Raw genomic sequence first — 20,634 nt, forward strand, 5'->3', positions numbered from 1 at the left:
CCGGGGCGGGGGCGGGGTCCGCGGGCGGCGCAGCGACGTTCCCCGAGGTGGATCCCGCTCGATATCGCGCGCGAGAATCGAGCGGGATCCACCTCGGGGAGGCCCGGACGTCGGACCAGACGTCGGCCTCGGACGTCGGACCGGACGTCGCCCCAAGGCGTCCGGCACGGCTTCCGTCGAGGGTGTCCGGCACGGCATCCCCAGTGCGTCCATCGGCTTCCCTCGAGGTGCCCGACACAGCTGCCCCGCGCACCCGACAGGTTTTCCTCCCAATTCGGCCCATCCGGATCGGGGACGGCTCCGAACCCCTGACACCATCGCACCGCCATCGGAGGGAACACCATGACCGCGGCTCCTGCACTCAACCGCCCGACGCGTATCCTCATCGAGCTCGTCGGCGGCGTCCTCGGAGCCGCTGCCGTCCTCGCTGCGACGGTGGCCGTCTCCGCGCTCGTGCTCGGGCGGCGGACCGCGACGCCCCACTGATTCCGGCAGGGTCGCCGTCGACGGGTGGATCGGCTGCGGCTCTGTCGGCCACACCTTCCCCTCGCCGGCCCACTGGCCTCAGCGGCTGTCATCGCAGCCGCTGAGATCGGCGGGACACCCGGCAGTCCATCCCCAACAGTGCGGCTGGCGGTACTCCGTCAGCCGCGTGTTGCGGACCCCGAGCCGTCACGTCACTGCCGAGACTCTGACGTTCAGATGAAAACCGTCACGTCACTGCCGAGACTCTGACGTTCAGATGAAAACCGTCACGTCACTGCCGAAACCCTGACGTTCAGATGAAAACCGTCACGTCACTGCCGAAACCCTGACGTTCAGACGAAAACCCTCACGCCCCGACGGAGACCCTGACGTTCAGACGAAAACCCTCACGCCCCGACGGAGACCCTGACGTTCAGACGAAAACCCTCACGTCCCGATGGAGACCTTGACGATGAGCCCGATGACGATCGCGAGCAGCGCGGCGGCGGGGATCGTCAGCAGCCATACCCCGAACATCGGGACGAAGTAGCGGGCGCGCGGATGCCCCTTCCGGCCCGCGTACTGCGTGCCGAGGATCGCCGACCCGAGCACGAAGGTCAGCGACACCGGCACCCGCATGATGAGGGCCGCGATGTACATGAGCACGGCGGCGGCACCGTCGGCGGCGACGGACTTGACCGGGTCGAGCTTCGCCATCCGCACCGAGAGCGTGCGCACGACCCGCCAGCCGCTCAATCCGGTGCCGAGCGCCAGCGCGAGCGCGATGATGATGCGCACCGGCCACGAGATGTCGATGACGTCGACCCTCTCCCCCGGTGCGGTCTGGACGGCGACGATGGCGACCATGACGAGGGCCGCCGTCTTCTGTGCGTCCTGCACGCCGTGGACGAGCGAGAGCGAGCAGGTGAGCACCGAGTCGACCATCCGGGCGCTGCGGAAGAGCGGCTTCGATGGGGTCGAGGCGAAGATCTTCGACAGCAGCACGGTGAGCGCCCAGGCGAGGAGGAAGCCGAGGAGCGGTGAGAGGAGCAGCGGGAGCACGACGGAGTCGAAGGCCTCGCGCATGTCGAGGGCGAACCCCAGGACGATGCCGGCGCCGATGAGTCCGCCGATGAGGCAGTGCGTCGAGGACACCGGCAGGGCGAGCCAGTACGTGAAGAGACTCCACGCCGTCGCGGAGACGAAGGCGATGAGGATGCACAGGAGGATGGCGTCGGCGGCACCGGCGAACTGGACGATCTGGTTGGCGACGACGATGGCGATGCCCTCACCGAGGAGGGCGCCGATGAAGTTGAAGACGACCGCGAGTCCGAGCGCCCATTTCGGGCTGAGTGCCCGTCCGACGACGGCGTTGCCGATCGTCAGCGCCGCATCATGGAACCCGTTGGACCCGGCGAAGATCACCGCGGCGACGATGACACCCGCCAAGAGCAGCTCCACGGATCAGGATTCCTTGATCGCGATCGAGGCGACGACCTTGCCGAGTTCGGTGAAGCCGTGGGCGGCGCGGACGAACGCCTGCCCGAGCTGGGACACCGCGGCCATGTAGGTGAGGCCGCGCTTCGAGTTCGGCACGGCGTCGGACATCCGCCACTGGAGGGTCTCGACCTGGTGGGTGAGCCGGTTGATCGCGTCGACGTAGTCCCACTGGTCGAGTTTGCCCGGCAGCTTCGACACCATCCGCGAGGTGTGGTCGGTCTGGTTCGACAGGACGGCCAGGGTCTCGAGCACACCCGAGGGCAGAGTGTCGAAAGCTTCCGAGGCGAGGACGAATCCGGCCCCGTGGAGGAGATGGCAGATCTCGCGCATGTGATGGCACAGGAGGTAGAGATCGTAGCGGTCGAACGGGGTGATGTAGTTCTCGCGCAGCGCCCGCAGCACCGCACCCATGTCCTCATCGGCCCGATCGCCGATCTCCCGGAGCTGGTCGGCGACTTCACGACGCTGCCCGACATCGGAGCCGGAGAGTTCGGCGAGGACGAGATTGCACTGCCGCATCTGTCCGACGAGATCGGCCATCCGCTCGTAGAACACGGTGTCCTGCGGTACCCGTCGCAGCCGCATGCGATTCCTCCTGCCCCGCCGCCGGACGGTGTGCATGTCGCGCCAATGCTCTGTGGTGAAGTTATGACCCGGACGCTGAACCGAGAGCGCCTCTCGGCGATAGGCCGCTCGAAGCGGCTGAGGTTGGAGCCCGGGGCTTCAACGATCCAACGTCCGGTTGGCCCGAGGGCCGCTTCCCACGATACCGCTTCCTCGCCGTGCGTCTACCCGGACGACGTTGAAAAATCTCACAGTTCCGGACGGCTGATCTCGGGACTCAGCATCGTCATTCAGGCGGGTAGCAGGACTCCCCCGCCGAGGCGACGCCTCAGTCCCGCGCACCCCTGACCTCGGGTGTCACTCGAGTCCGCCGTGGCGGCGGGCCATGCCCGCGTCGCCGAGGTCCTTCGACAGCTGCTGCAGGCGGGTGCGGGTGTCCGGGTCGTTCGCACCGGCCGCGCAGATGCCGACGAAGGCGCCCGCCCGCAGCAGGGCGATGACGACGTCGCCGCGGAACGCGCCGGCGAGGATCTCGTCGATCGCGCGCGCCACCTCGTCGGGTCCGGCGGGCACCTCGACGCCGGCGAGGATCTCCGTGAGGCCGATGCCCTCGGTGGTGCGGCGCAGACCGAGGTCGAAGAGGTCGGCGACCTCGCGGGGTGCGGTGACGATCCACTCCCGCAGGGCGTAGAGGCGCCACAGCGCGCCGGGGGCAGAGACCGCGGGGGCCGCGGACCACATCTCGGCGATGACTTCGAGGCCGATGTCGTCGGCGAGGTCGATGAACCGCCTCGTCGCGGCTTCGTCGCGGTTGCCGCGGCAGTCGCCGAGGAGGAGCGCGGCGGTGGCATGTGAGGTCTCCGAGCGGGTGACCGGGTCGCTCGGGTCGCTCACGGCGTCGAGATCGGCGAGGGGCACGGGGCGGTGATACGGGCGTTCATTCATCGTGCGTGCAGTCTAGTCGCCGCGGCTGGGCACGGGTAGGGGCGTCACTGCGGTCGGGTGAGGCCGAGTTGGTCGGCGAGCGCGGTGAGCGCCGCGGCGGTGGACTCGTCGAGGTCGAGGCTCTCGGCCTGAGCTGCTTCGGTCTCGTGTTCGATCTCGCCGGGCAGGCGCACGCCGGCGCCGGAGTCCCGGATCGCGGCGCCGAGGGCGCTCACCTTCGCCTCGGCGGTCTCACGGCCGTTGAACGCCGCGGCGTCGAGCGCGATGAGGAGGTGGCCGTTGTTCATCGCCGAGGCGGGGTTGTCCCAGATGTCCTGCGTCTCGTGGGCGAACGTCGCGCCGGTCAGTGCTCCGCTCAGCGCCTCGAGCAGCACCGCGAGTCCCGACCCCTTGTGGCCGCCGAAGGGCACGAGCGCGCCTTCGGCGGCGGCGGCCGGGTCCGTCGTCGGTCGTCCCTCGGCGTCGACGGCCCAGCCGGCGGGGATGTCGCGTCCGGCGTTGCGGGCGGCGATGACCTTGCCGAAGGCCCCCGCCGAGGTGGCCATGTCGACGGTGAGCGGCTCGCCGTCGGCGGTCGGGGCGGCCAGGGTGAGCGGGTTCGTCCCGATGACCTTCGCGCTCCCGCCGTGGACGGCCACGGTCGGGCCGGTCGTCGAGGTGAGCATGCTGAAGATGCCGCGTGCCGCCAGCTGGTCGGTCCAGAACGCGCCGGCCCCGTAATGGCTCGAGTTCTCCACGGCCACGCAGCTCACCCCGTGCTCCGGGGCCCTCTCGAAGGTCCAGTCGACGGCGGTCTGCATGACGACCTGGCCGAGGCCGCTGCCGCCGTTCAGGACGGCAGAGGCGCCGTTGTCCCGGACGAAGGCGACCTGGGGCTGCGCCGCGATCCCTCCGGCGGTGAGCGCGCTGACGTAGAGCGGGAGGCGCAGCAGGCCGTGGGAGTGGATGCCGCGCTGATCGGCCTGGACGAGCGAGCGGGCGGTCAGCGCGGCGTCGGCGCCAGGTACCCCGCAGGCGCTCAGGGCGGAGGCGGCGAAGTCGGTGAGGGAATCGACACCGAATCTCATGAGCCGCCGTCCGGTTCACAGGCCCCGGCCCCGAGGACGTGGGAGCGCGCCGCCGCGGGTTCCCGCCCGGGCGCTGCGTCCGCGGGCTCCCGTCCGGGCGCTGCGTCCGCGGTGCTCGCGGAGAACCGTTCGAGCGCGCGGAGGATGTGGGTGCGCATCGCCTCCTCCGCCGCCTGCGGGTCGCAGTCGGCGATGGCCTGGGCGATCTCGGCATGTTCGGTCACCGTGTCCGTGCCGTGCGGGTCGCCGGGGAAGAGGCGGAAGAGGTGGAGGTGCGGGTGCATCTGCCGATACGCGTCGAGGAGGAAGCTGTTGCCGGTCGCCTCGAGGATGCGGGTGTGGAAGCGCGTGTCATGCTGCGAGAGCTCCTGCTTCCAGTCGGCGGCACCGAAGCCCGCGCGGAAATCGCTGATCTCCTCGCACAGGGCGCGCCCCGGGTTCGATCCCCGGTCCGCGGCGACGACCTTCGCGGCCCACGGTTCGAGGAGCAGCCGCATCTCGATCATCATCTCGAGGTCGCGGCGGCTGAGCAGCGGGGTCGTCGCGTACCCGCGCGGGTGCCGGGTGCGCACGAGCCGGTCGCCCTCGAGGCGCTGCATCGCCTCGCGCACCGGCGTCTGGGACACCCCGAGCTCACGGGCCATGCGGTCGATCGTGATCCGCTCACCGGGCGGCACGGTGCCGTCGAGGATCATCGATCTGATCCTCGCGTAGACGGTGGATTCCGCGGCCGTGTCCCGTCCGGTCATCTCGACATCCTTCCCCGACGCGCTGGCGACGTCCGTCCCCGCTCCTGTCATCACCGACACTATCGCTGTCCCGAGGCGAGGTCACGAAGGAGGGAGCGAATGCCGTAGTCCCAGGTGGGAAGCTCCTCGCACCGTCCGACGACGTTCGTCAGGCTGCCCAGGCGATCGCTGGTGATCGTCACGACATCGCCGAGGCGGAGGGTGAATCCCAGCCCGTCCTCCCCGCGGTCGGCGGTCGGGGCGAAGAGGGTGCCGGTGAAGAGGACGAACCCGTCGGGGTACTGGTGGTGGGGGCCGTGGGCGGCGGCGAGGAGCTCCTCGAAGGAGCGGCTGAGTGCGCTCACGGAGTTGATGCCCGACAGCGTGTATCCGTCGTCGCCGGTGACGGTGAGGGTGAGGTCGAGGCCGCGCGCGTCAGCGAGGTCGAAGGTCGCGTCGAAGAGGCGGATGAGCGGGCCGAGCGCGGTCGAGCGGTTGTTGTCCTTGGCCATGCCGAGCAGCAGCGCGCTGCGGCCCTCGACGTCGCGGAGGTTGACGTCGTTGCCCATCGTCACCCCGTGGACCCGGCCGTGGGAGTCGGCGACGAGGACGAGTTCGGGTTCGGGGTTCGACCACGCGGAGAAGGCGGGGATCCCGACGGTGTCGCCGGAGCCGACGGCCGAGAGCACGGGGCCCTTCGTGAACACCTCGGGGTCGGGGCCGAGACCGACCTCGAGGTACTGGGACCACCAGCCCTTCGCGACGAGCGCGGCCTTCAGCCGGGCGGCCTCGGCCGAACCCGGGCGGATCGCGGCGAGGTCGGCGGTGACGGCTGCGGCGAGTTCGGTCCGCACCGCCTCGGCGCGGGTCGGGTCGCCGTCGCAGCGCTCCTCGATGAGGCGTTCGATCATCGAACCGGCGAAGGTCACCCCGCAGGCCTTGATGACCTGGAGATCGATCGGGGCGAGGAGGACGGGGCGGTCAGCGGCCCCGGCGACCGCCTCGGCGGGGGTGACGATGTCATCGATCGACCACTCGGCCGGGTGCGAGGTCAGTGCGGCGAGTCGGTCGGTCGCCTCCGGGTGGTCGAGGATCCCGGCGACCGTGACGTCGATGCGGGAGGCGTCGCGGACCTCGTCGCCGGTGACGAGGACGGGAACGGGAGCCGGGCGTCCGGGAGCGGACACGCGTCCGAGGAAGGTGCCGGTCGCCTCGGCGGGAAGGAGGTCACGGAGGCTCACGACGGACGACCTCCTCGGCGAGCGGAGACGACGATGGGAAGTGACACGGGAAGGGAACCTCTCTGGCGGGGTGGACGGTCAGACGGCGTAGCCGAGGAGACTCGGCAGCCACAGGCTGAGGAACGGGACGACGGAGATGAGGATGAGGGTGATGAGCATCGGGATGAAGAACGGCATCGTTCCCCTGATCACCGTTGTCACCGGGTACTTCGTCACCGAGGACAGGACGAAGAGGACGAGGCCCACGGGTGGGGTGAGCAGGCCGATGAGGAGGTTGAAGATGATCATGATGCCGAAGTGGACGGGGCTGAGTCCGAACACCTCGGCGACGGGGAGGAGGACGGGGACGAGGATGAGGATCGCCGAGGTGGGTTCGAGGACGCATCCGATGATGAGCAGGAGGAGGTTGACGAGGATGAGGAAGACGATGGGGCGGTCGGTGATGGACAGGAGCACCTCGGCGGCGAGCTGGGGTGCCTGTTCGCGGGCGAGGACCCAGCCGAAGAGGGCGGCGCCGGCGACGATGATGAGGATCCCGCCGGTCGTCTCGACGGCGGTGACGAGGGCGTGTTTGACCTTCGGCCACGTGAAGTTGCCGTAGACGATCGCGAGGATGCCGATGTAGGCCACGCCCACGGCGCTCGCCTCGGTGGGGGTGAAGATGCCGGAGAGGATGCCGCCGAGGATGACCACGGCGGCCCCGACCGGGGGCAGGGCGCGCAGACCGGACTTGAGGCGGGTGGCGCGGGAGGCCTTGGGCAGGCGGAGGTCCTCGCGGCCGCGGGTGAGGAACCAGCACATGATGCTGAGGAGGACGACGAGGAGGACTGCGGGGACGATGCCGGCGACGAAGAGCGCGCCGACGGAGACCCCCGCGGTCACGGCGTAGATGATCGCGGGAATCGAGGGCGGCATCATCGGCGCGATGAGGGAGGAGGCGCCGGTGACGCCGAGGGAGAAGCCGACGGGGTAGCCGCGGCGGATCATCGCGGGCACCTGGATGCGGCCCATCGCCGCGGCATCGGAGATCGCGGCGCCGGAGACCCAGGAGAAGCCGAAGCTCGTGAGGATGTTGACGTAGCCGAGCGAACCGCGGACGTGGCCGATCGCTGCGACGGCGGCGTCGTGGAGGCGGTCGGTGGCGCCGGAGATGTTCGCGAGGTTGCCGAGCAGGATGAACATCGGCACGGCGAGGATCGCGAAGTCGAAGACGCCGGAGGTCGCCTGCTGGACGGCGAGCGCGGGACTTGAGGACGGGTCGATGGCGATGTAGATGATCGAGGGGACGAGGAGGGCGATGCCGACGGGCACGCGCAGGGCGAGGAGGACGAGGAGGGCGGCCAGCATGAGGATGAGGGTCATGTCAGAGGCCTTCCATGTGGGCTGCGGTGTCAACGGTGTCGGGGTTCTCGTCCGGGTGCTTGGCGACCATGACGAATTCTATGATCGTGTGGATGAAGATGAGGATGAAGCCGATCGTCGCGGCGAGGTAGAGCAGGGCGGTCGGCAGTCCGGAGGCGGGCATCGCGATCGCTGCCACGATGTCGACCATCATGATCCCGGCGACGGCCATGAACGCGGAGACGGCGAGGACGACGAGGCGGGCGAAGGTCCCGATCACCCGGCCCACCCGGGGCGGGACGACGGTGGCGATGAGGTCGACGGTGATGTGCGAGCGGCGGGAGCTGACGAAGGCCGCGGCGATGAAGGTCAGCCACACGAGGGTGAGGCGGGCGACCTCCTCGGTCCACGACAGGGGCGAGTCGAAGACGTAGCGGGTGACGACCTGGAGGAGGACGAGGACGAAGACGCCGACCATGAGCAGGATGCCGATCGTGCGTTCGAGGCCGATCGCCCAGCGGTAGAGGGTGCTGCGCCTCTCGAACGAGTCCTGCTCGAAGGCCAGGGTCGCCTCGGCGTCGGCGATGCTGGCGACGGAGGTGGGGTCGGGGTTCGAGCGGTTCGGGTCGGCGGGGGCTGGGTCGGTGGGGTTCATCGGTTCTCCTCCCCCGCCTCGGCGCGGGCGTCTTCGAGGGATTTCTTCACGGCGAGGTAGGTGTCACCCCAGGTCACCCGGTTGGGCAGTTCCTTCGCGACGAGGTCGCGGAAGGCGTCGATGTCGACGTCGTCGACGACGGTGATCTCGCCGGTCTTCTTCCAGTCGGCGAGGATCTCCTTCTCCTGTTTGACGGTGCACTCCTCGACGCGGACGCGGGCGTCGTCGATGGCCTGGGTGAGGATGTCGCGCTTGGCAGGGTCCATGCTGTCGAGCAGGCGCTGATTGCCGACGAGGTAGACGCCCTGGACGATGTGCTCGGTGATGCTGATGTAGTCCTGGACCTCGTAGAACTTCGCCGAGGCGATCGTCGGGATCGGGTTCTCCTGGGCGTCGATCGTGTTCTGCTGGAGGCCGAGGTAGACCTCGCTCAGGGCCATCGGGGTGGCGGTGGCGCCCATGATGTCGAGCGTCGTGAGGTAGAGGGGTGCGTCGGGTGTGCGGATCTTCAGTCCGTTGAGGTCGGCGGGGGTGCGCACGGGTTTGTTGGCGGTGACCTGGCGGGCACCGTAGTAGAAGTTGCTGACGACGCGGAGGTCGGTCTCGGCGGCCATGCGGTCGAAGACCCCGGTCATGATGTCACCGGTCGTCGCGGCTTGGAGTTCGGCGGCATCGGCGGCGAGGTAGGCGCCGTCGAGGACGGCGGCTTCGGGATACCAGGCGCCGAGGAAGGAGGGGCCGCTGTTGACGAAGTCGAGGGCACCGGTGGCGACCTGTTCGACCATCTCGGCTTCGCTGCCGATCTGCGCGGCGGGGTAGATGAGGACGTTGAAGCCCTTGGCTGCGAGCTCTTCCTTCATCGGTTCGAGGCCGCACGAGTTCACGGGGTGGCTGGCTTCGTAGACGTTGCCGAAGCGCAGAGTGATGGCGTTGGGGTCGACCGCCTCGGTGGCGGCGCGGTCGACGTCGACGGGTTGGAACATCGCACAGCCGGTGAGCGTGAGCGCGGACAGGCCGGCTCCGATCATGGCGGTCAGACGCTTCTTCATGGATTCCCCTCAGACCGCCCCACCGCGGTGTGGGGCGTCACGACGTTGTGACAAGCTGATGGGCGGGACACCCAGGAGCCGGAATGTATAGCTTTTGCCAGAATCATATAGTTTAGATGTAACGGACACAACCCTCGGGGTGCGGGCGAGACCAGACCTGATCCCGCTCTGGCCTCGACCCGGTCTCGATGTTCGGTCAGCAAATGCTCGGCTGCTTGTACGAAAATCACAGCGTGCCCTACTAAAATGATCTCGGATCCGGGCTGAAGAATCGGCCCGTGAAGACAGTGAACGAGGAGGAGCTCCCGTGGCGAAACAGACAATGGTGCAGAAGGGTCTCGGCAAGGCGACGAAGCTTGCGATCAACGACGATGGGTCCTTGAACCCGCGTGCGCAGTCGGCGCTGTCCAAGCTGCTGTCGGTGCAGCGGCCCGTCGTGCTGGCCTATGTGCGTTCGCTGCGCAGGCGGAATCCGGATGCCACCCCTGAGGAGCTCGTCGCGATCATCCGCAAGCGCTATCTAGCACTTGCGACGACCGGTGGTGCCGCTGTGGGTGCGACGGCTGCGGTGCCCGGCATCGGGACGATGGCTACGCTCGGTGTGGCGACGGCTGAGACGGCCGGGTTCCTCGAGCTCACGGCGCTGTTCGCGCAGGCGATCTCGGAGATCCACGGTCTGCCGGTCAACGATCCGGCGCGGGCGAATGCGCTGGTGCTCGGGCTCATGCTCGGACAGGACGGGAAGAACCTCGTCCAGCGGTTCGGGAAGAAGTCCGTGGGGCCGGAGGCGCTCCTCGGCGATTGGGGTGCGACCCTGACGAAGCAGCTGCCGGCGCCGGTCGTCGACCTGCTGCTGCGGAAGCTGCGGAAGACGTTCATCCGGAAGTTCGCTGCGAAGGCCGGCGGATCGCTGTTCGGTCGTCTGCTACCGTTCGGCATCGGCGCGGTCATCGGCGGTGTCGTCAATGCGCAGATGTCGCGCAAGGTCGCCAACGAGTCTAAGACCGCGTTCGGTGCAGCGCCGACGGTCTTCCCGCTCGAGACCGACCCGCAGTATGTGGCACCGAAGAGCGACAACAAGCTGCTGGGAACACTGCAGCACGTTGCCGCGCTGGTGCGGAAGAAGGACAAGGACTCCGTCGACGGCGAGGTCGTCGACGAGGGCGTCGAGCACGATGCGACGAAGTACGATTCGGACTCGTCGGTCTCGGATTCGACGAAGCCGTCGAAGGAGATCGGTCGCTGAGGTTTCGCAGGCGGCGGTCAGTGCGCGGTGGTGACCGCGGTCGCCGCTGACGCCGTTGCCGGATCGAGAGGGTGTCCCGCGAACTGCGTGGGGCACCCTCTCGGACTGCGAGGGGCACCCTTTCGGGTTTGAGCGAACGCCTGGTCTGGCCCTAGTATTGGGGAGTCTCCAACAGCAGCTTCCGGGCGCACGCCCATGCCGATCTGTTGGGACCGGGCCTCTAGCTCAGTTGGTAGAGCAGCGGACTTTTAATCCGCGGGTCGTGGGTTCGATCCCCACGGGGCCCACCATAGGAATAAGCGCCTCACCAGGAAAAACTCTGGTGGGGCGCTCTCGTTCATAGACTGCGTTCGCTGTGGAGACTTACTGGAATGTCACACAGGCCTGCCTGCATTCACCGAAGAGGCGTGGTCGCCCCAAGGCTGGATTGTCGCTCTACTTCAGGTACTCCGAAGCCATCTTCCGATAGACCTGCTCGAGCACTGCAAGAGAGCGTCGGGCGAGCCGCCCCTGCAATTCCGATCGGTACTCGTCAATGCCCCGATTCTGGTCATCTTTCTTACTGAGTGGGATCACATCGGCAGACACCCAAGACCACTCATGGGTCACCATGGGGAACACAATTGGGAACTGAAACCCGCCTGTGTTGAGCTGGAGAGCGTCGGCCCACTGGTGGTGAACCCGGTTCCTCGCGAAGCGGATTCCTCTGATTGTCGCGCGCTCTTCTACTTCCAGGAGATCTCTCCATCGGTATTTCAGCAACTCACCCCCAGGCTTCCAGTGATGAACGATATGATCATCCATCACAACGGCCCAGTTAAGTGCTTCGAAAAGCGGGAGGAATGTTGCTTCAGCACTCTGGGTACGCCTTGCTGTTTCGAAACGGAGGTGTGCGTCGATGTAACCGTTCAGCAGTGTTTCAAACGTCACTGTCATCTTTTCGCGCATGTCGCAATCAGACCACATTCGCATCGTCCCGAATGTGACAAATCCAATGAAACTCTTATTGCGCGGCGAACCGACCACTCTCGACGACGCCCACCACACGGTGGCCGCCGACCCCGGCTGAGCCGTCTCAGAGCAGGTCGAGCAGTTCGGGTGCCGCGCCTGCGCGAACGGCTTCGCGGGCTTCCTCCGGCGACTCGGCGGCGAGCGCCGCCTCGGCGAGGGCACGACAGTCGTCGAACGCATGGCTCCGCAATGCCAGCCTCACGGCACCGACCTTGCCCGGAGCCATCGACAGGCTCGTGATTCCCAAACCGACGAGGACGAGCGCGAGCAGCGGATCACCCGCGGACTCCCCGCAGACACCGAGCGGCTTGCCAGCGGCCTTCGCACCGTCGGCGGCTGCGGCGATCATCGACAGCACGGCAGGCTGCCATGGGTCGAGCAGCTCCGAGAGCTCGCCTTCCATCCGGTCGGCCGCCATCGTGTACTGCGCGAGGTCGTTCGTCCCGAGACTGCCGAAGTCGACGGCCTGAAGCACCTGTCGGGCACGCAGCGCCGCCGCAGGCACCTCGATCATCACGCCCGCCGAGGCGAGACCGTTGGCCCGCACCTGGTCTGCGAACCATCGGGCCTCCGCCGCGGTCGAGACCATCGGGGCCATGACCCTGACATCGGCACCCGTCGCCTCCGCCGCAGCCGCGAGCGCTTCGAGCTGAGCCGTGAGCACATCCGGCCTCGCCTGGGACAGACGCAGACCCCGTCGCCCGAGCGCCGGATTCTCCTCCGGCCCCAGGTCAGCGAACGCGAGCGGCTTGTCGGCACCCGCATCGAGGGTGCGCACGACGACGCGACGACCCGCGAACGGGGCGAACACCTTCCGATAGATCTCCGTCTGCTCCTCAACACTCGGGGCGCTGACAGCGGAGAGGAAGACGAATTCGGTGCGGAAGAGACCGACCCCTTCGACATCCTCGGCGCCGGCGAGCTCCGCGTCATCGACTCCCCCGATGTTGGCCAGCACCGCCACCCGGTGACCGTCGGATGTCGCACCCGGACCGCTCACCTCGGCGAGCGCTGCCGCACGTCGTTCACGACGCTGCCGCTGCGCCTCCACGGACTCCGGATCCGGACGGACGACGACCTCACCGCTGCCACCGTCGATGAGCAGCGGAGTGCCCATCGGGATCGCCGTCGCCTCCGGCAGCTGCACGACGGCGGGGATCCCCATCTGCGCGGCGAGGATCGCGGTGTGGCTCGTCAGCCCGCCGGCCCGGGTGACGATGCCGAGCACGAGGGAACGGTCGAGCGTCGCGGTCTCCGCGGGCGCGAGGTCCTCGGCTGCGACGATGCTCGGTTCGGTCAGCGTCGGCAGTCCCGGCGCAGGCTTCCCGAGCACCTCGGCGATGGCCCGGGCCCCGACGTCACGGAGGTCGGTGACGCGTTCGGCGAAGTACCCGCCGAGGGCTTCGAACTGTGCCGCGAACACCTCGATCGCCTCGGCGACGGCACCTGCCGGGCCCTTCCCCGCGTTGAGACGCTTCGTCACCTCACGGTGCAGCGACCGGTCGCGGGCGATCATCGCCGTAGCCTTGAGGATGTCGCGGGCCGTCGGATCGGCGCTCAGCGCCTTCTGATCGAGCGTGTCGGCGACGTGCATGAAGCTCGCGATGGCCTGCTCCGAGGCCGCCGCCGGATCCTCCGCCGCCGGCTCATCCTCGGGAGGCGCGACCGGCGCTGCCGCCTGGACGACGGGCCCGTACGCGGATCCCGGGCTCACTCCGATTCCGTGGAGCGTCGCCGACTCCGCCCCCGCAGCGGGCGCGCCGAGGGCCTCGCCGTGGCCGCTCATTGTGCGTCCATGTCCGTGGCGAGCAGGTCGACGAGACGATCGAGGACCGCCTCGGCGCCCTCACCCTCAGCGGAGAGGACGACCTCTTCGCCGTGCTTGGCACCGAGGGCCATGACGCCGAGGATGCTGCCGGCGTCGACGGCGTCCTCACCGGGGCGGCTGATCTCGACGTCGACCCCGGATTCGGAGACGGCTTCGACGAAGAGCGAGGCCGGGCGAGCGTGGAGTCCGACGGTCGAGGCGATGGTGACGGTGCGAGTTGCCATGATCTCTCCTTGTGGTGCGTGAGTTGTGGTGCGTGAACTGTGCGGTGCGATGGTGCGGGTGGTGCGGGTGGTGCGAGGTCTGATCATGCGGCGACCGGGGCCGCCTCGGGAAGGCTGTCGGCAGCCTTCTCAGCCGGCGCCGGGCCGCGAGCGCCTTGAGCAGGACGACGAGGGCGGCGGTGATGGCGACGCCGACGGCGAGGGCGAGCACGAAGAGCAGCGGCTGGCCGATGAGCGGGAGCACCCAGATGCCGCCGTGGGGTGCGAGCAGCGTCGACCCGAAGAACATGACGAGGGCGCCGGTCGCCGACGACCCGATGGTCGAGGCGATGATGATCCGGATCGGGTCGGCGGCGGCGAATGGAATGGCGCCTTCGGAGATGAACGAGGCTCCGAGCAGCCAGGCCGCTTTGCCGTTCTCCCTCTCCGGCACCGAGAAGAGCTTCGGAGCGACCGTCGTCGCCAGGGCGAGCGCGAGCGGTGCGACCATGCCGGCCGCCATGACCGCGGCCATGATCTTCAGCTGCGGGGCATCCATGGCGGTGCCTGCCGCCGAGAGTCCGGCGGTGGCGAAGCCGTAGGCGACCTTGTTGACGGGGCCGCCGAGGTCGAAGCCCATCATGGCGCCGAGGATGAGCCCGAGGATGAGCACACCGCCGCCGGTGAGGCTGCCGAGTCCCGCGTTGAGGCCGTCCATGAGCGCGACGATCGGGCGGCCGAGCACGGTGATGAAGAGGCCTGCGGTGACGAGCGTGGAGAGGAGCGGGATGACGACGACGGGCATGACGCCGCGGACCCCCTTGTGGACCTTCCAGCTCGAGATCCATTTGGCGACGAACCCGGCGAGCAGACCGGTGACGATGCCGCCGAGGAACCCGGCATTCATCGTCACGGCGACGGAGCCGGCGACGATGCCCGGGACGAGGCCCGGCCGATCGGCGATCGCGAAGGCGATGTAGCCGGAGAGGATCGGCACGAGGAAGCCGAACGACGCAGCACCGATGACGTAGGCGAGAGCCGCCCACGAGGTGAGGCTGGTGAGGTCGAAGTTCTGGGCGATGTTGTACTGGTCGTCGCCGACGAGGCCGTACTTGACGATCTCGATCGCTCCGCTCTCACCGAGGGCGATCTGCGCGAGCATGAAGGACACGGCGATGAGGATGCCGCCGGCGGCGACGAACGGGATCATGTAGGACACACCGGTCATCAGCCACTGCCGCAGCTTGGTGCCGAATCCGAGCCGTTCGGTCGCCTCGTCTTCGGTCCGTTCGTCGATGATCGCCGAGGCGGTGGCCTCGGTCGGTCCGGCTGCGGCCAGTTCGGCGGCCCTGCTGATGAGCTGGGGTCCCTCCGAGATCGCCTTCTTCACGCCGACGTCGAGAGTCGGTTTGCCGGCGAAGCGTGCCCGTTCCTTCACCTCGACGTCGTGGGCGAAGATGACGGCGTCCGCCGCGGCGATCTGCGCCGCGGTGAGCGGGGTCGATCCGGCTGAGCCCTGCGTCTCGACGATGATCTCGTGGCCGCCGCGCGGGCGGCGTTCTCGAGGGATTCGGCGGCCATGTACGTGTGGGCGATGCCGGTCGGGCACGAGGTCACACCGACGAACCGGAAGGTGCGGTCGGCCGACTCGGCGGACCTCGCTTCCGCGGACGGCGGCTCCGTGGACGGCGGATCCGTGGGCGACGGCTCCGTGGACGGCGATGAGGCGGGAACCGGGGCGGCCGCCTCGGCGGGGGTGTCGGCACCGTCCGTCGTCGGGGATCCGGCAGCCGTCGAGGGTCCGGCCGACGCCGGGGCTGTCGGCGACGTGGCAGCCGTCGCGGACGCGTCATCGTCGAGGTGGACCTGCTCCTCGACGATGGCGACGACCTCCGCCGGGGTCGCGGCGTTGAGCAGCGCCTGTCGGAAGTCCTCCTTCATCAGAGCGCGGGCGAGCTGTGGGAGGACCTTCATGTGGGCGTCCCCGCCGTCGGCGGGGGCCGCGATGAGGAAGACGAGGCGGGCGGGACCGTCCTTGGCACCCCACGGGATGCCGTCGGTGGTCCGGCCGAAGACGAGCGAGGGCTCGGTGATCGCGGCGCTGCGGGCGTGCGGGATCGCGATGCCTCCCGGCAGGCCGGTCGCGGTCTTCGCCTCGCGTTCCTCGACGTCGGCGACGAAGAGGTCGAGGTCGGTGCAGCGACCGGTGGCCACGAGGCACTCGGCGAGCCTCCGCGTCGCCGCGGACCGGTCGGCGTCGCCGAGGTCGAGCAGCACCTGTTCGTCATTGATCAGTGGCATGGCGGTTCCTTTCGTGACCCGGTGGGCGAGTCAGTCGTCCAGTGGCAGGGCGAGCTCGGGCTCGCGGGTGATCGACAGCGGGATGTCGACGAGGTGGGCAGGGGTGGGCACGGCGGTGCCTTCGAGCCGCACGGCGGCCGCACCCCACACCACTCCCTGGCTGAGAGCGCTCGCGGCACCGGCACCCTGGTCGAGTCCGAGCAGCAGGCCGGCGAGCATACAGTCGCCGGCTCCGACGGTGGAGACAGGGTCGGTGATGACCGCTGTCGCGTGGAGGGCCTCCTCGGCGGTGACGAGGACCGCACCGTCGCGGCCGAGGCTGACGGCGACGTTCTCGACGCCCGCTGCCACGAGCTCCCGCGCCGTGTCGATGACAGCTCCGAGGGTGTCAAGGGAGCGGCCGCAGAGTTCGGCGAGCTCGATGCGGTTGGGCTTGATGAGCGTCGGTGCGGCGGCGACGGCCGCCGCGAAGGGCGCCCCGGAGGTATCGACGGCCACCCTGGCCCCGCGAGCCTGGGCCTCGCGCACGAGCGCGGCGTAGAGGTCGGCGGGTGCTCCGGGCGGGAGGCTGCCGCAGCCGGCGATCCAGACACCGGGGGCGGCGTGCTCGAGCGTGGTCTCGAGCAGACTGTCGACGTCGGCGGCGGTGAGTGCGGGGCCGGCTTCGTTGAGCTTCGTCGTCGTCCCGCCGGGCTCGAGGACGCTGATGTTCATCCGCATGCTCTCGGCGATGGGGACGACCCTCGTGGGGGTGCCGTCCTCGGCGAGCAGCGTCTCGAACAGTGCGCCTTCGGGACCGCCCGAGGGCACGATGACGAGAGGGTCAGCACCCATCGCGGACAGCGCCCGACCGACGTTGACGCCTTTGCCGCCCGGGTCGACACGAGAGGCGTGCGCCCGCAGGACATGGCCGCGGCGCAGCGCGTCGACGGTGACGGCACGGTCGACACTGGGGTTCGGCGTGAGGGTGACGATCATACGGTCACGACCTCCGGTCCCGCGGCGCGCAGCTCTTCAGCGCTCTGGTCGCCGAGGTCGGTGTCCGTGATGATGAGGTCGACGGCGTCGATGCCTGCGAAGCGATGGAGGTGGACCTGCGCGGCTTTGCTCGAGTCCGCGACAAGGATCGACGAACGGCAAGCGTCGACCATGGCCCGCTTCGTTGCGGCCTCGGACTCGTCAGGCGTGGTGAGACCGCGGTCGACGTCGAACCCGTTGGTGCCGATGAACCCGACATCGATGGTGAGCTCGGACAGCGCCTCGGTGGTCCACCGTCCGACTGCGGCACCGGTGAGCTCGCGCACCCGACCGCCGAGCTGGAGGAGTGTGATCCCCGGTTTCGCCGCGAGGGCCGCGCAGATCATCGGGCTGTTGGCGACGACGGTGAGGGCCAGTTCGTCGGGAAGGGCCTGGGCGATCGCAAGAGTGCTCGTGCCCGCGTCGAGGAGGACGCTGCCGCCGTCGGGGATCTCCTCGAGGGCGCGCAGTGCGAGGCGCCGCTTCTCCGCGGCGCGGTGGCCGATGCGCTCCTCGAGCGCCGGTTCGAGAGAGAGGGCCTCGGCCGGGATCGCTCCCCCGTGCATGCGCTTGAGCAGTCCGCGCCGCTCGAGGACCGTGAGGTCCCGCCGGATCGTCTCGGCTGTCACATTGAGCTGATCAGCGAGGGCGGTGACCTCGACTCGGCCGCCGACCGGGCGGCGGCGAGGATGGTCTGTTGGCGTTCGGCGGCGTACACGGATTCATAATCTCACACATTCGGGCATAAACACAGCAAAACCAACATCTGTTTTGGGAATGTGTCACGCAGATGTGCTGAGCAGGGACAATGCCGACGAAGTGTGCCGCTCGGGCGCGGACATCAGGAGGCCCCGCGTTCCCTCCCTGACAAGGGAACGCGGGGCCTCATCGCGTGACCGGAACTGCCGGTCGCAGTCACGCGAGTCGTGGGCTTCTCAGAGGCGGGCCTACCGTTCGAGCTGACTGCCGCCGAGGGCACGCTGGAGCGGGATGCTCCCGTCCTGCCACGGGGTGATCGCCCAGACGACGGCGTAGGCGCCGAGGCCGACGACGGGAAGGAGGAAGGAGAGGAGGACGAGGATCCTCACGAGCCAGACGTTGAGCCGCGTGACCTTCGCCAGTCCCCCGGCGATGCCGCCGACGATCCGGTCGGGTCCGCGGCGGAAGCCGATCTTGCGGATGGAGTCGAATATCGCGTTCATGTCTTCGACACTACGCCGCGCTCACGCCGCCCCACAGGGGTGAAGACCTGAGACTCGACTGAGGAAACCCATAATCTGCGAAGCACCGGGAGGGTGACGGCGAGGGCCGGCATCGGGACTCGGCTTCGGGATATCGGCATCGGGACCCGGCCCCCGCCTCGGCGAGGAGTCCCCCACACCCGGACTACGCGGTCCGGCGCAGCTCAGCTCCGGAGACCTTCTCGGTGACGTCGAAGCGCTCCCGGTACCGGCCGGTGAGCAGGCACCACTGTGAATAGAGCGCGGTGCCGGAGTTGAAGACGAGAAGGGTGAGCGGGTAGAGCAGCCACTGCAGCCACATCGTCACGCTCCGCAGCGGCGGCACGTGGACCGGGCGCGGGGGCAGCAGGGCACGGAAGACGACGACGGAGACGATGAGCCCGATCATTCCCAGCTGTTGGACGAGACCGACGGTCATCGGCATCCGCTCGATGAACTCGGTCGCCTGACCGGTCTGGGTGGCGACGACGAAGGGGATCCACCCTCCGACGGCGATGATCACCGAGATCGTCGCGAGGCTGACGTGGCCTTCGAGCAGAGAGAGGAAGCGGAGGAATCCGGGCCAGAACGGGGATCTGGCGTCCCCGGCGAACACCCTCACCCCGACGTAGGGGACGTCGCTCGCACCGTACGACCAGCGGCTGAGCTGCTTGAACTGTGCGACCATCGTCTGCGCGAAGCTGCCGGCGAGCACGGCGTCCTGGTAGATCGGGACGTGGACGGGCACGACCCGATAGTCGCCGTCGAAGTGGAACCAGCTGCGCCAGTACTGGTGGCCGTCCTCGACGATCGTCCGCGTCGACCAGAACCCCATGTCGATGAGCGCCGGCAGCGGCTGGGAGTGCGAGGCGAAGTTGCGCAGCGCGAAGAGCCGCACCGTCGTCGTGAGGTTCCAGAAGCAGTTCGCGCTCGCGACCACCCGCGACGGCGCGGGCGCATCCCAGATGTTCGTGATGTAGAGGCTGATCGGCTGGAACGAGACCCTGGCCCGGTCCGGCGCGATCGCATACTCGTAGGCGACGCAGTCGAAGTACGACTCGTGCGGGATGTTGTCGCAGTCGAGGGTGGTGACGATGACCCGCTCCGGGTCGATGGCCTCCTCCCGCACCCAGGCGGCGAGCGCCCGCCCCGCGTGCGTGATGTTCGCGCCCTTGCCGGCGATCTCACCGGGGACGCCCGCGGGATGGGGGACGAGTTCGAACGCCCGGAACCGGTCACCGTAGACCGCGGCGAGGCGGCGGGCGGTCTCCGCCATCGCCGGACCCCCGCGCTCCTCGTAGGCGAAGAAGACGACGATCTGTCCTGGCGAGGTCGACGTGTGCAGGAGGGCCCGGATCGTTCCCGCGATGACCTCGAAGGGTTCGTTGTAGGCGGCCACGACGACGGCATGGATGAGCGTGGAGGGGCGCATCACCGAAGCGGGATCCGCACGCACCCGAGTGACCTCGGCGAGGTGCTCGGCGGCACGGAACCCGCCGAGTGGGACCGGGAGCGGCGCACGCCCATCCATCGCCCGTTCGAGGTCGACGAGCCGGGCCCTCCAATCGACGCGGGCGGCCCGTCGGTAGCGGGCGAACCCGCGGGCGACGTCGACGGCCCCGCGCATCGCCCGGACGAAGGTGAGGCCGACGATGGTGAGGACGTAGACCGCGCCGAGCATCGCGTCGACGAACGGGAGGACGAAGACGAGCGCGATCGCCGTATAGCTGATGAGCGCCGGCAGCGCCTCGAAGAAGCGGTACGCCCGGGTGCGCTCACCGGTCGGCAGTTCGATGTCCGCCGAGGCGGAGGTCCGGGTCCGAGGGGTCCGGACGAGAGCGGAGGGAAGACTGGGCCTGACGGGGAGATCGGTGCCGCGCATGAGGCGGTCGATCCCGGAGGTCGGTTCACCACTGATTCTCACAGTGTTGATCCTGCGGGGGGATTCTGACCTGGGGTTGATCCGCAGGTGCAGGCCAGGTGAACACTTGGAGACGGCAAGCCCGGTTGTCAGGGCATGCGACCTCGGCTCCTCCCCGCTGATTCCGGAACCACCTCGGGGGTCCTCACACCCAGAGCACTTCGGCCTGGGCTCGCACCCGGCCGGCGGCGACATGGTCGGCGAGGACGAGCGCACCGTCGAGGGGACTGCCCGCCGCTTCGACGACGGCGGCGTCGGGGCGCCGATGCTGCGCTTCGGCGCGGAAGGCCTCGAGCAGCGCCTCCCCTGCCTGGGTGAGCCCACCGGTCACC

18 protein-coding genes, 1 tRNA gene and 2 pseudogenes are annotated in these 20,634 nt (G+C 68.9%); 3 read left to right on the forward strand and 18 right to left on the reverse strand.

Annotated elements, in window-relative coordinates; genetic code table 11:
• The first annotated feature begins 342 nt into the window (after positions 1–342).
• Positions 343–486, forward strand: coding sequence for a hypothetical protein (locus tag AC2W7K_RS17065; RefSeq protein WP_198499656.1), 144 nt, complete (start codon positions 343–345; stop codon positions 484–486).
• A 426-nt stretch (positions 487–912) separates the two neighbouring features.
• Here the strand turns inward: AC2W7K_RS17065 and AC2W7K_RS17070 are convergent, their stop codons facing one another.
• The 9 genes from AC2W7K_RS17070 to AC2W7K_RS17110 form a co-directional block, all read right to left on the reverse strand.
• Entirely contained in the window at positions 913–1,926 is a 1,014-nt protein-coding gene (locus AC2W7K_RS17070) for an inorganic phosphate transporter (RefSeq protein WP_198499657.1), read from the reverse strand.
• A 3-nt stretch (positions 1,927–1,929) separates the two neighbouring features.
• Entirely contained in the window at positions 1,930–2,550 is a 621-nt protein-coding gene (locus AC2W7K_RS17075; RefSeq protein WP_137825730.1) for a DUF47 family protein, read from the reverse strand.
• A 336-nt stretch (positions 2,551–2,886) separates the two neighbouring features.
• Positions 2,887–3,474, reverse strand: a complete 588-nt coding sequence (locus AC2W7K_RS17080; protein ID WP_232623704.1) for a hypothetical protein — start codon at positions 3,472–3,474, stop codon at positions 2,887–2,889.
• Positions 3,475–3,518: 44 nt separating this feature from the next.
• Positions 3,519–4,541 carry an Ldh family oxidoreductase gene (locus AC2W7K_RS17085; protein ID WP_198499658.1) on the reverse strand — a complete coding sequence of 341 codons (1,023 nt, stop codon included), beginning with the start codon at positions 4,539–4,541 and terminating at the stop codon, positions 3,519–3,521.
• Positions 4,538–5,290, reverse strand: coding sequence for a GntR family transcriptional regulator (locus AC2W7K_RS17090; RefSeq protein ID WP_198499659.1), 753 nt, complete (start codon positions 5,288–5,290; stop codon positions 4,538–4,540). The genes AC2W7K_RS17085 and AC2W7K_RS17090 overlap by 4 nt, the downstream gene beginning before the upstream one ends.
• Positions 5,291–5,349: 59 nt before the next feature.
• Positions 5,350–6,510, reverse strand: a complete 1,161-nt coding sequence (locus tag AC2W7K_RS17095) for a fumarylacetoacetate hydrolase family protein (RefSeq protein ID WP_198499660.1) — start codon at positions 6,508–6,510, stop codon at positions 5,350–5,352.
• Between the two features lie 78 nt (positions 6,511–6,588).
• On the reverse strand, positions 6,589–7,872 hold the full coding sequence (locus tag AC2W7K_RS17100) for a TRAP transporter large permease (protein ID WP_486006444.1): 1,284 nt from the start codon (positions 7,870–7,872) through the stop codon (positions 6,589–6,591).
• 1 nt (position 7,873) lies between these two features.
• Complete coding sequence (locus AC2W7K_RS17105) at positions 7,874–8,506, reverse strand: TRAP transporter small permease (RefSeq protein ID WP_486006445.1); 633 nt, start codon at positions 8,504–8,506, stop codon at positions 7,874–7,876.
• Complete coding sequence (locus AC2W7K_RS17110) at positions 8,503–9,555, reverse strand: DctP family TRAP transporter solute-binding subunit (protein WP_009380400.1); 1,053 nt, start codon at positions 9,553–9,555, stop codon at positions 8,503–8,505. Before AC2W7K_RS17110 ends, AC2W7K_RS17105 begins: the two co-directional genes overlap by 4 nt.
• Positions 9,556–9,862: 307 nt before the next feature.
• Here AC2W7K_RS17110 and AC2W7K_RS17115 point away from each other — a divergent pair, with 307 nt between their 5' ends.
• A complete protein-coding gene (locus AC2W7K_RS17115) occupies positions 9,863–10,801 on the forward strand; it encodes a hypothetical protein (RefSeq protein WP_486006446.1) in 939 nt (312 codons plus the stop codon).
• Positions 10,802–11,015: 214 nt separating this feature from the next.
• Positions 11,016–11,091: transfer RNA gene (locus AC2W7K_RS17120), tRNA-Lys, on the forward strand.
• A gap of 145 nt (positions 11,092–11,236) precedes the next feature.
• Here the strand turns inward: AC2W7K_RS17120 and AC2W7K_RS17125 are convergent.
• The 9 genes and pseudogenes from AC2W7K_RS17125 to AC2W7K_RS17165 all read right to left on the reverse strand — a co-directional run.
• Positions 11,237–11,749: a hypothetical protein gene (locus tag AC2W7K_RS17125; RefSeq protein ID WP_131247918.1), complete on the reverse strand. Its 513-nt coding sequence runs from the start codon at positions 11,747–11,749 to the stop codon at positions 11,237–11,239.
• A 127-nt stretch (positions 11,750–11,876) separates the two neighbouring features.
• Complete coding sequence (gene ptsP / locus AC2W7K_RS17130; RefSeq protein ID WP_009380973.1) at positions 11,877–13,598, reverse strand: phosphoenolpyruvate--protein phosphotransferase; 1,722 nt, start codon at positions 13,596–13,598, stop codon at positions 11,877–11,879.
• A complete protein-coding gene (locus AC2W7K_RS17135) occupies positions 13,595–13,864 on the reverse strand; it encodes an HPr family phosphocarrier protein (RefSeq protein ID WP_009380974.1) in 270 nt (89 codons plus the stop codon). Before AC2W7K_RS17135 ends, ptsP begins: the two co-directional genes overlap by 4 nt.
• 136 nt (positions 13,865–14,000) lie before the next feature.
• Positions 14,001–16,144 (reverse strand): annotated as a pseudogene (locus AC2W7K_RS17140) (fructose-specific PTS transporter subunit EIIC); the annotation flags it as partial.
• A 30-nt stretch (positions 16,145–16,174) separates the two neighbouring features.
• The gene (gene pfkB, locus AC2W7K_RS17145) at positions 16,175–17,122 is read right to left on the reverse strand and encodes a 1-phosphofructokinase (protein WP_009380977.1); all 948 of its coding nucleotides are present in this window, start codon (positions 17,120–17,122) and stop codon (positions 16,175–16,177) included.
• Positions 17,119–17,790, reverse strand: coding sequence for a DeoR/GlpR family DNA-binding transcription regulator (locus AC2W7K_RS17150; protein WP_486006447.1), 672 nt, complete (start codon positions 17,788–17,790; stop codon positions 17,119–17,121). The genes pfkB and AC2W7K_RS17150 overlap by 4 nt, the downstream gene beginning before the upstream one ends.
• A 318-nt stretch (positions 17,791–18,108) precedes the next feature.
• A complete protein-coding gene (locus AC2W7K_RS17155; protein ID WP_009380979.1) occupies positions 18,109–18,363 on the reverse strand; it encodes a PspC domain-containing protein in 255 nt (84 codons plus the stop codon).
• A gap of 184 nt (positions 18,364–18,547) precedes the next feature.
• Positions 18,548–20,305, reverse strand: coding sequence for a glycosyltransferase family protein (locus tag AC2W7K_RS17160; RefSeq protein ID WP_486006448.1), 1,758 nt, complete (start codon positions 20,303–20,305; stop codon positions 18,548–18,550).
• A 142-nt stretch (positions 20,306–20,447) separates the two neighbouring features.
• Positions 20,448–20,634: pseudogene (locus AC2W7K_RS17165) on the reverse strand (hypothetical protein); the annotation flags it as partial.

Source organism: Brevibacterium sp. LAARM2_SD2 (assembly GCF_057364785.1).

What these genes read in the sequence shown, in the direction of transcription:
- AC2W7K_RS17110 (WP_009380400.1), bottom strand. Translation starts at nt 9,555, where the DNA reads ATGAAGAAGCGTCTGACCGCCATGATCGGAGCCGGCCTGTCCGCGCTC.
- AC2W7K_RS17125 (WP_131247918.1), bottom strand. Translation starts at nt 11,749, where the DNA reads ATGCGCGAAAAGATGACAGTGACGTTTGAAACACTGCTGAACGGTTAC.
- AC2W7K_RS17085 (WP_198499658.1), bottom strand. Translation starts at nt 4,541, where the DNA reads ATGAGATTCGGTGTCGATTCCCTCACCGACTTCGCCGCCTCCGCCCTG.
- AC2W7K_RS17080 (WP_232623704.1), bottom strand. Translation starts at nt 3,474, where the DNA reads ATGAATGAACGCCCGTATCACCGCCCCGTGCCCCTCGCCGATCTCGAC.
- AC2W7K_RS17135 (WP_009380974.1), bottom strand. Translation starts at nt 13,864, where the DNA reads ATGGCAACTCGCACCGTCACCATCGCCTCGACCGTCGGACTCCACGCT.
- AC2W7K_RS17075 (WP_137825730.1), bottom strand. Translation starts at nt 2,550, where the DNA reads ATGCGGCTGCGACGGGTACCGCAGGACACCGTGTTCTACGAGCGGATG.
- AC2W7K_RS17105 (WP_486006445.1), bottom strand. Translation starts at nt 8,506, where the DNA reads ATGAACCCCACCGACCCAGCCCCCGCCGACCCGAACCGCTCGAACCCC.
- AC2W7K_RS17100 (WP_486006444.1), bottom strand. Translation starts at nt 7,872, where the DNA reads ATGACCCTCATCCTCATGCTGGCCGCCCTCCTCGTCCTCCTCGCCCTG.
- pfkB (WP_009380977.1), bottom strand. Translation starts at nt 17,122, where the DNA reads ATGATCGTCACCCTCACGCCGAACCCCAGTGTCGACCGTGCCGTCACC.
- AC2W7K_RS17065 (WP_198499656.1), top strand. Translation starts at nt 343, where the DNA reads ATGACCGCGGCTCCTGCACTCAACCGCCCGACGCGTATCCTCATCGAG.
- AC2W7K_RS17090 (WP_198499659.1), bottom strand. Translation starts at nt 5,290, where the DNA reads ATGACCGGACGGGACACGGCCGCGGAATCCACCGTCTACGCGAGGATC.
- ptsP (WP_009380973.1), bottom strand. Translation starts at nt 13,598, where the DNA reads ATGAGCGGCCACGGCGAGGCCCTCGGCGCGCCCGCTGCGGGGGCGGAG.
- AC2W7K_RS17155 (WP_009380979.1), bottom strand. Translation starts at nt 18,363, where the DNA reads ATGAACGCGATATTCGACTCCATCCGCAAGATCGGCTTCCGCCGCGGA.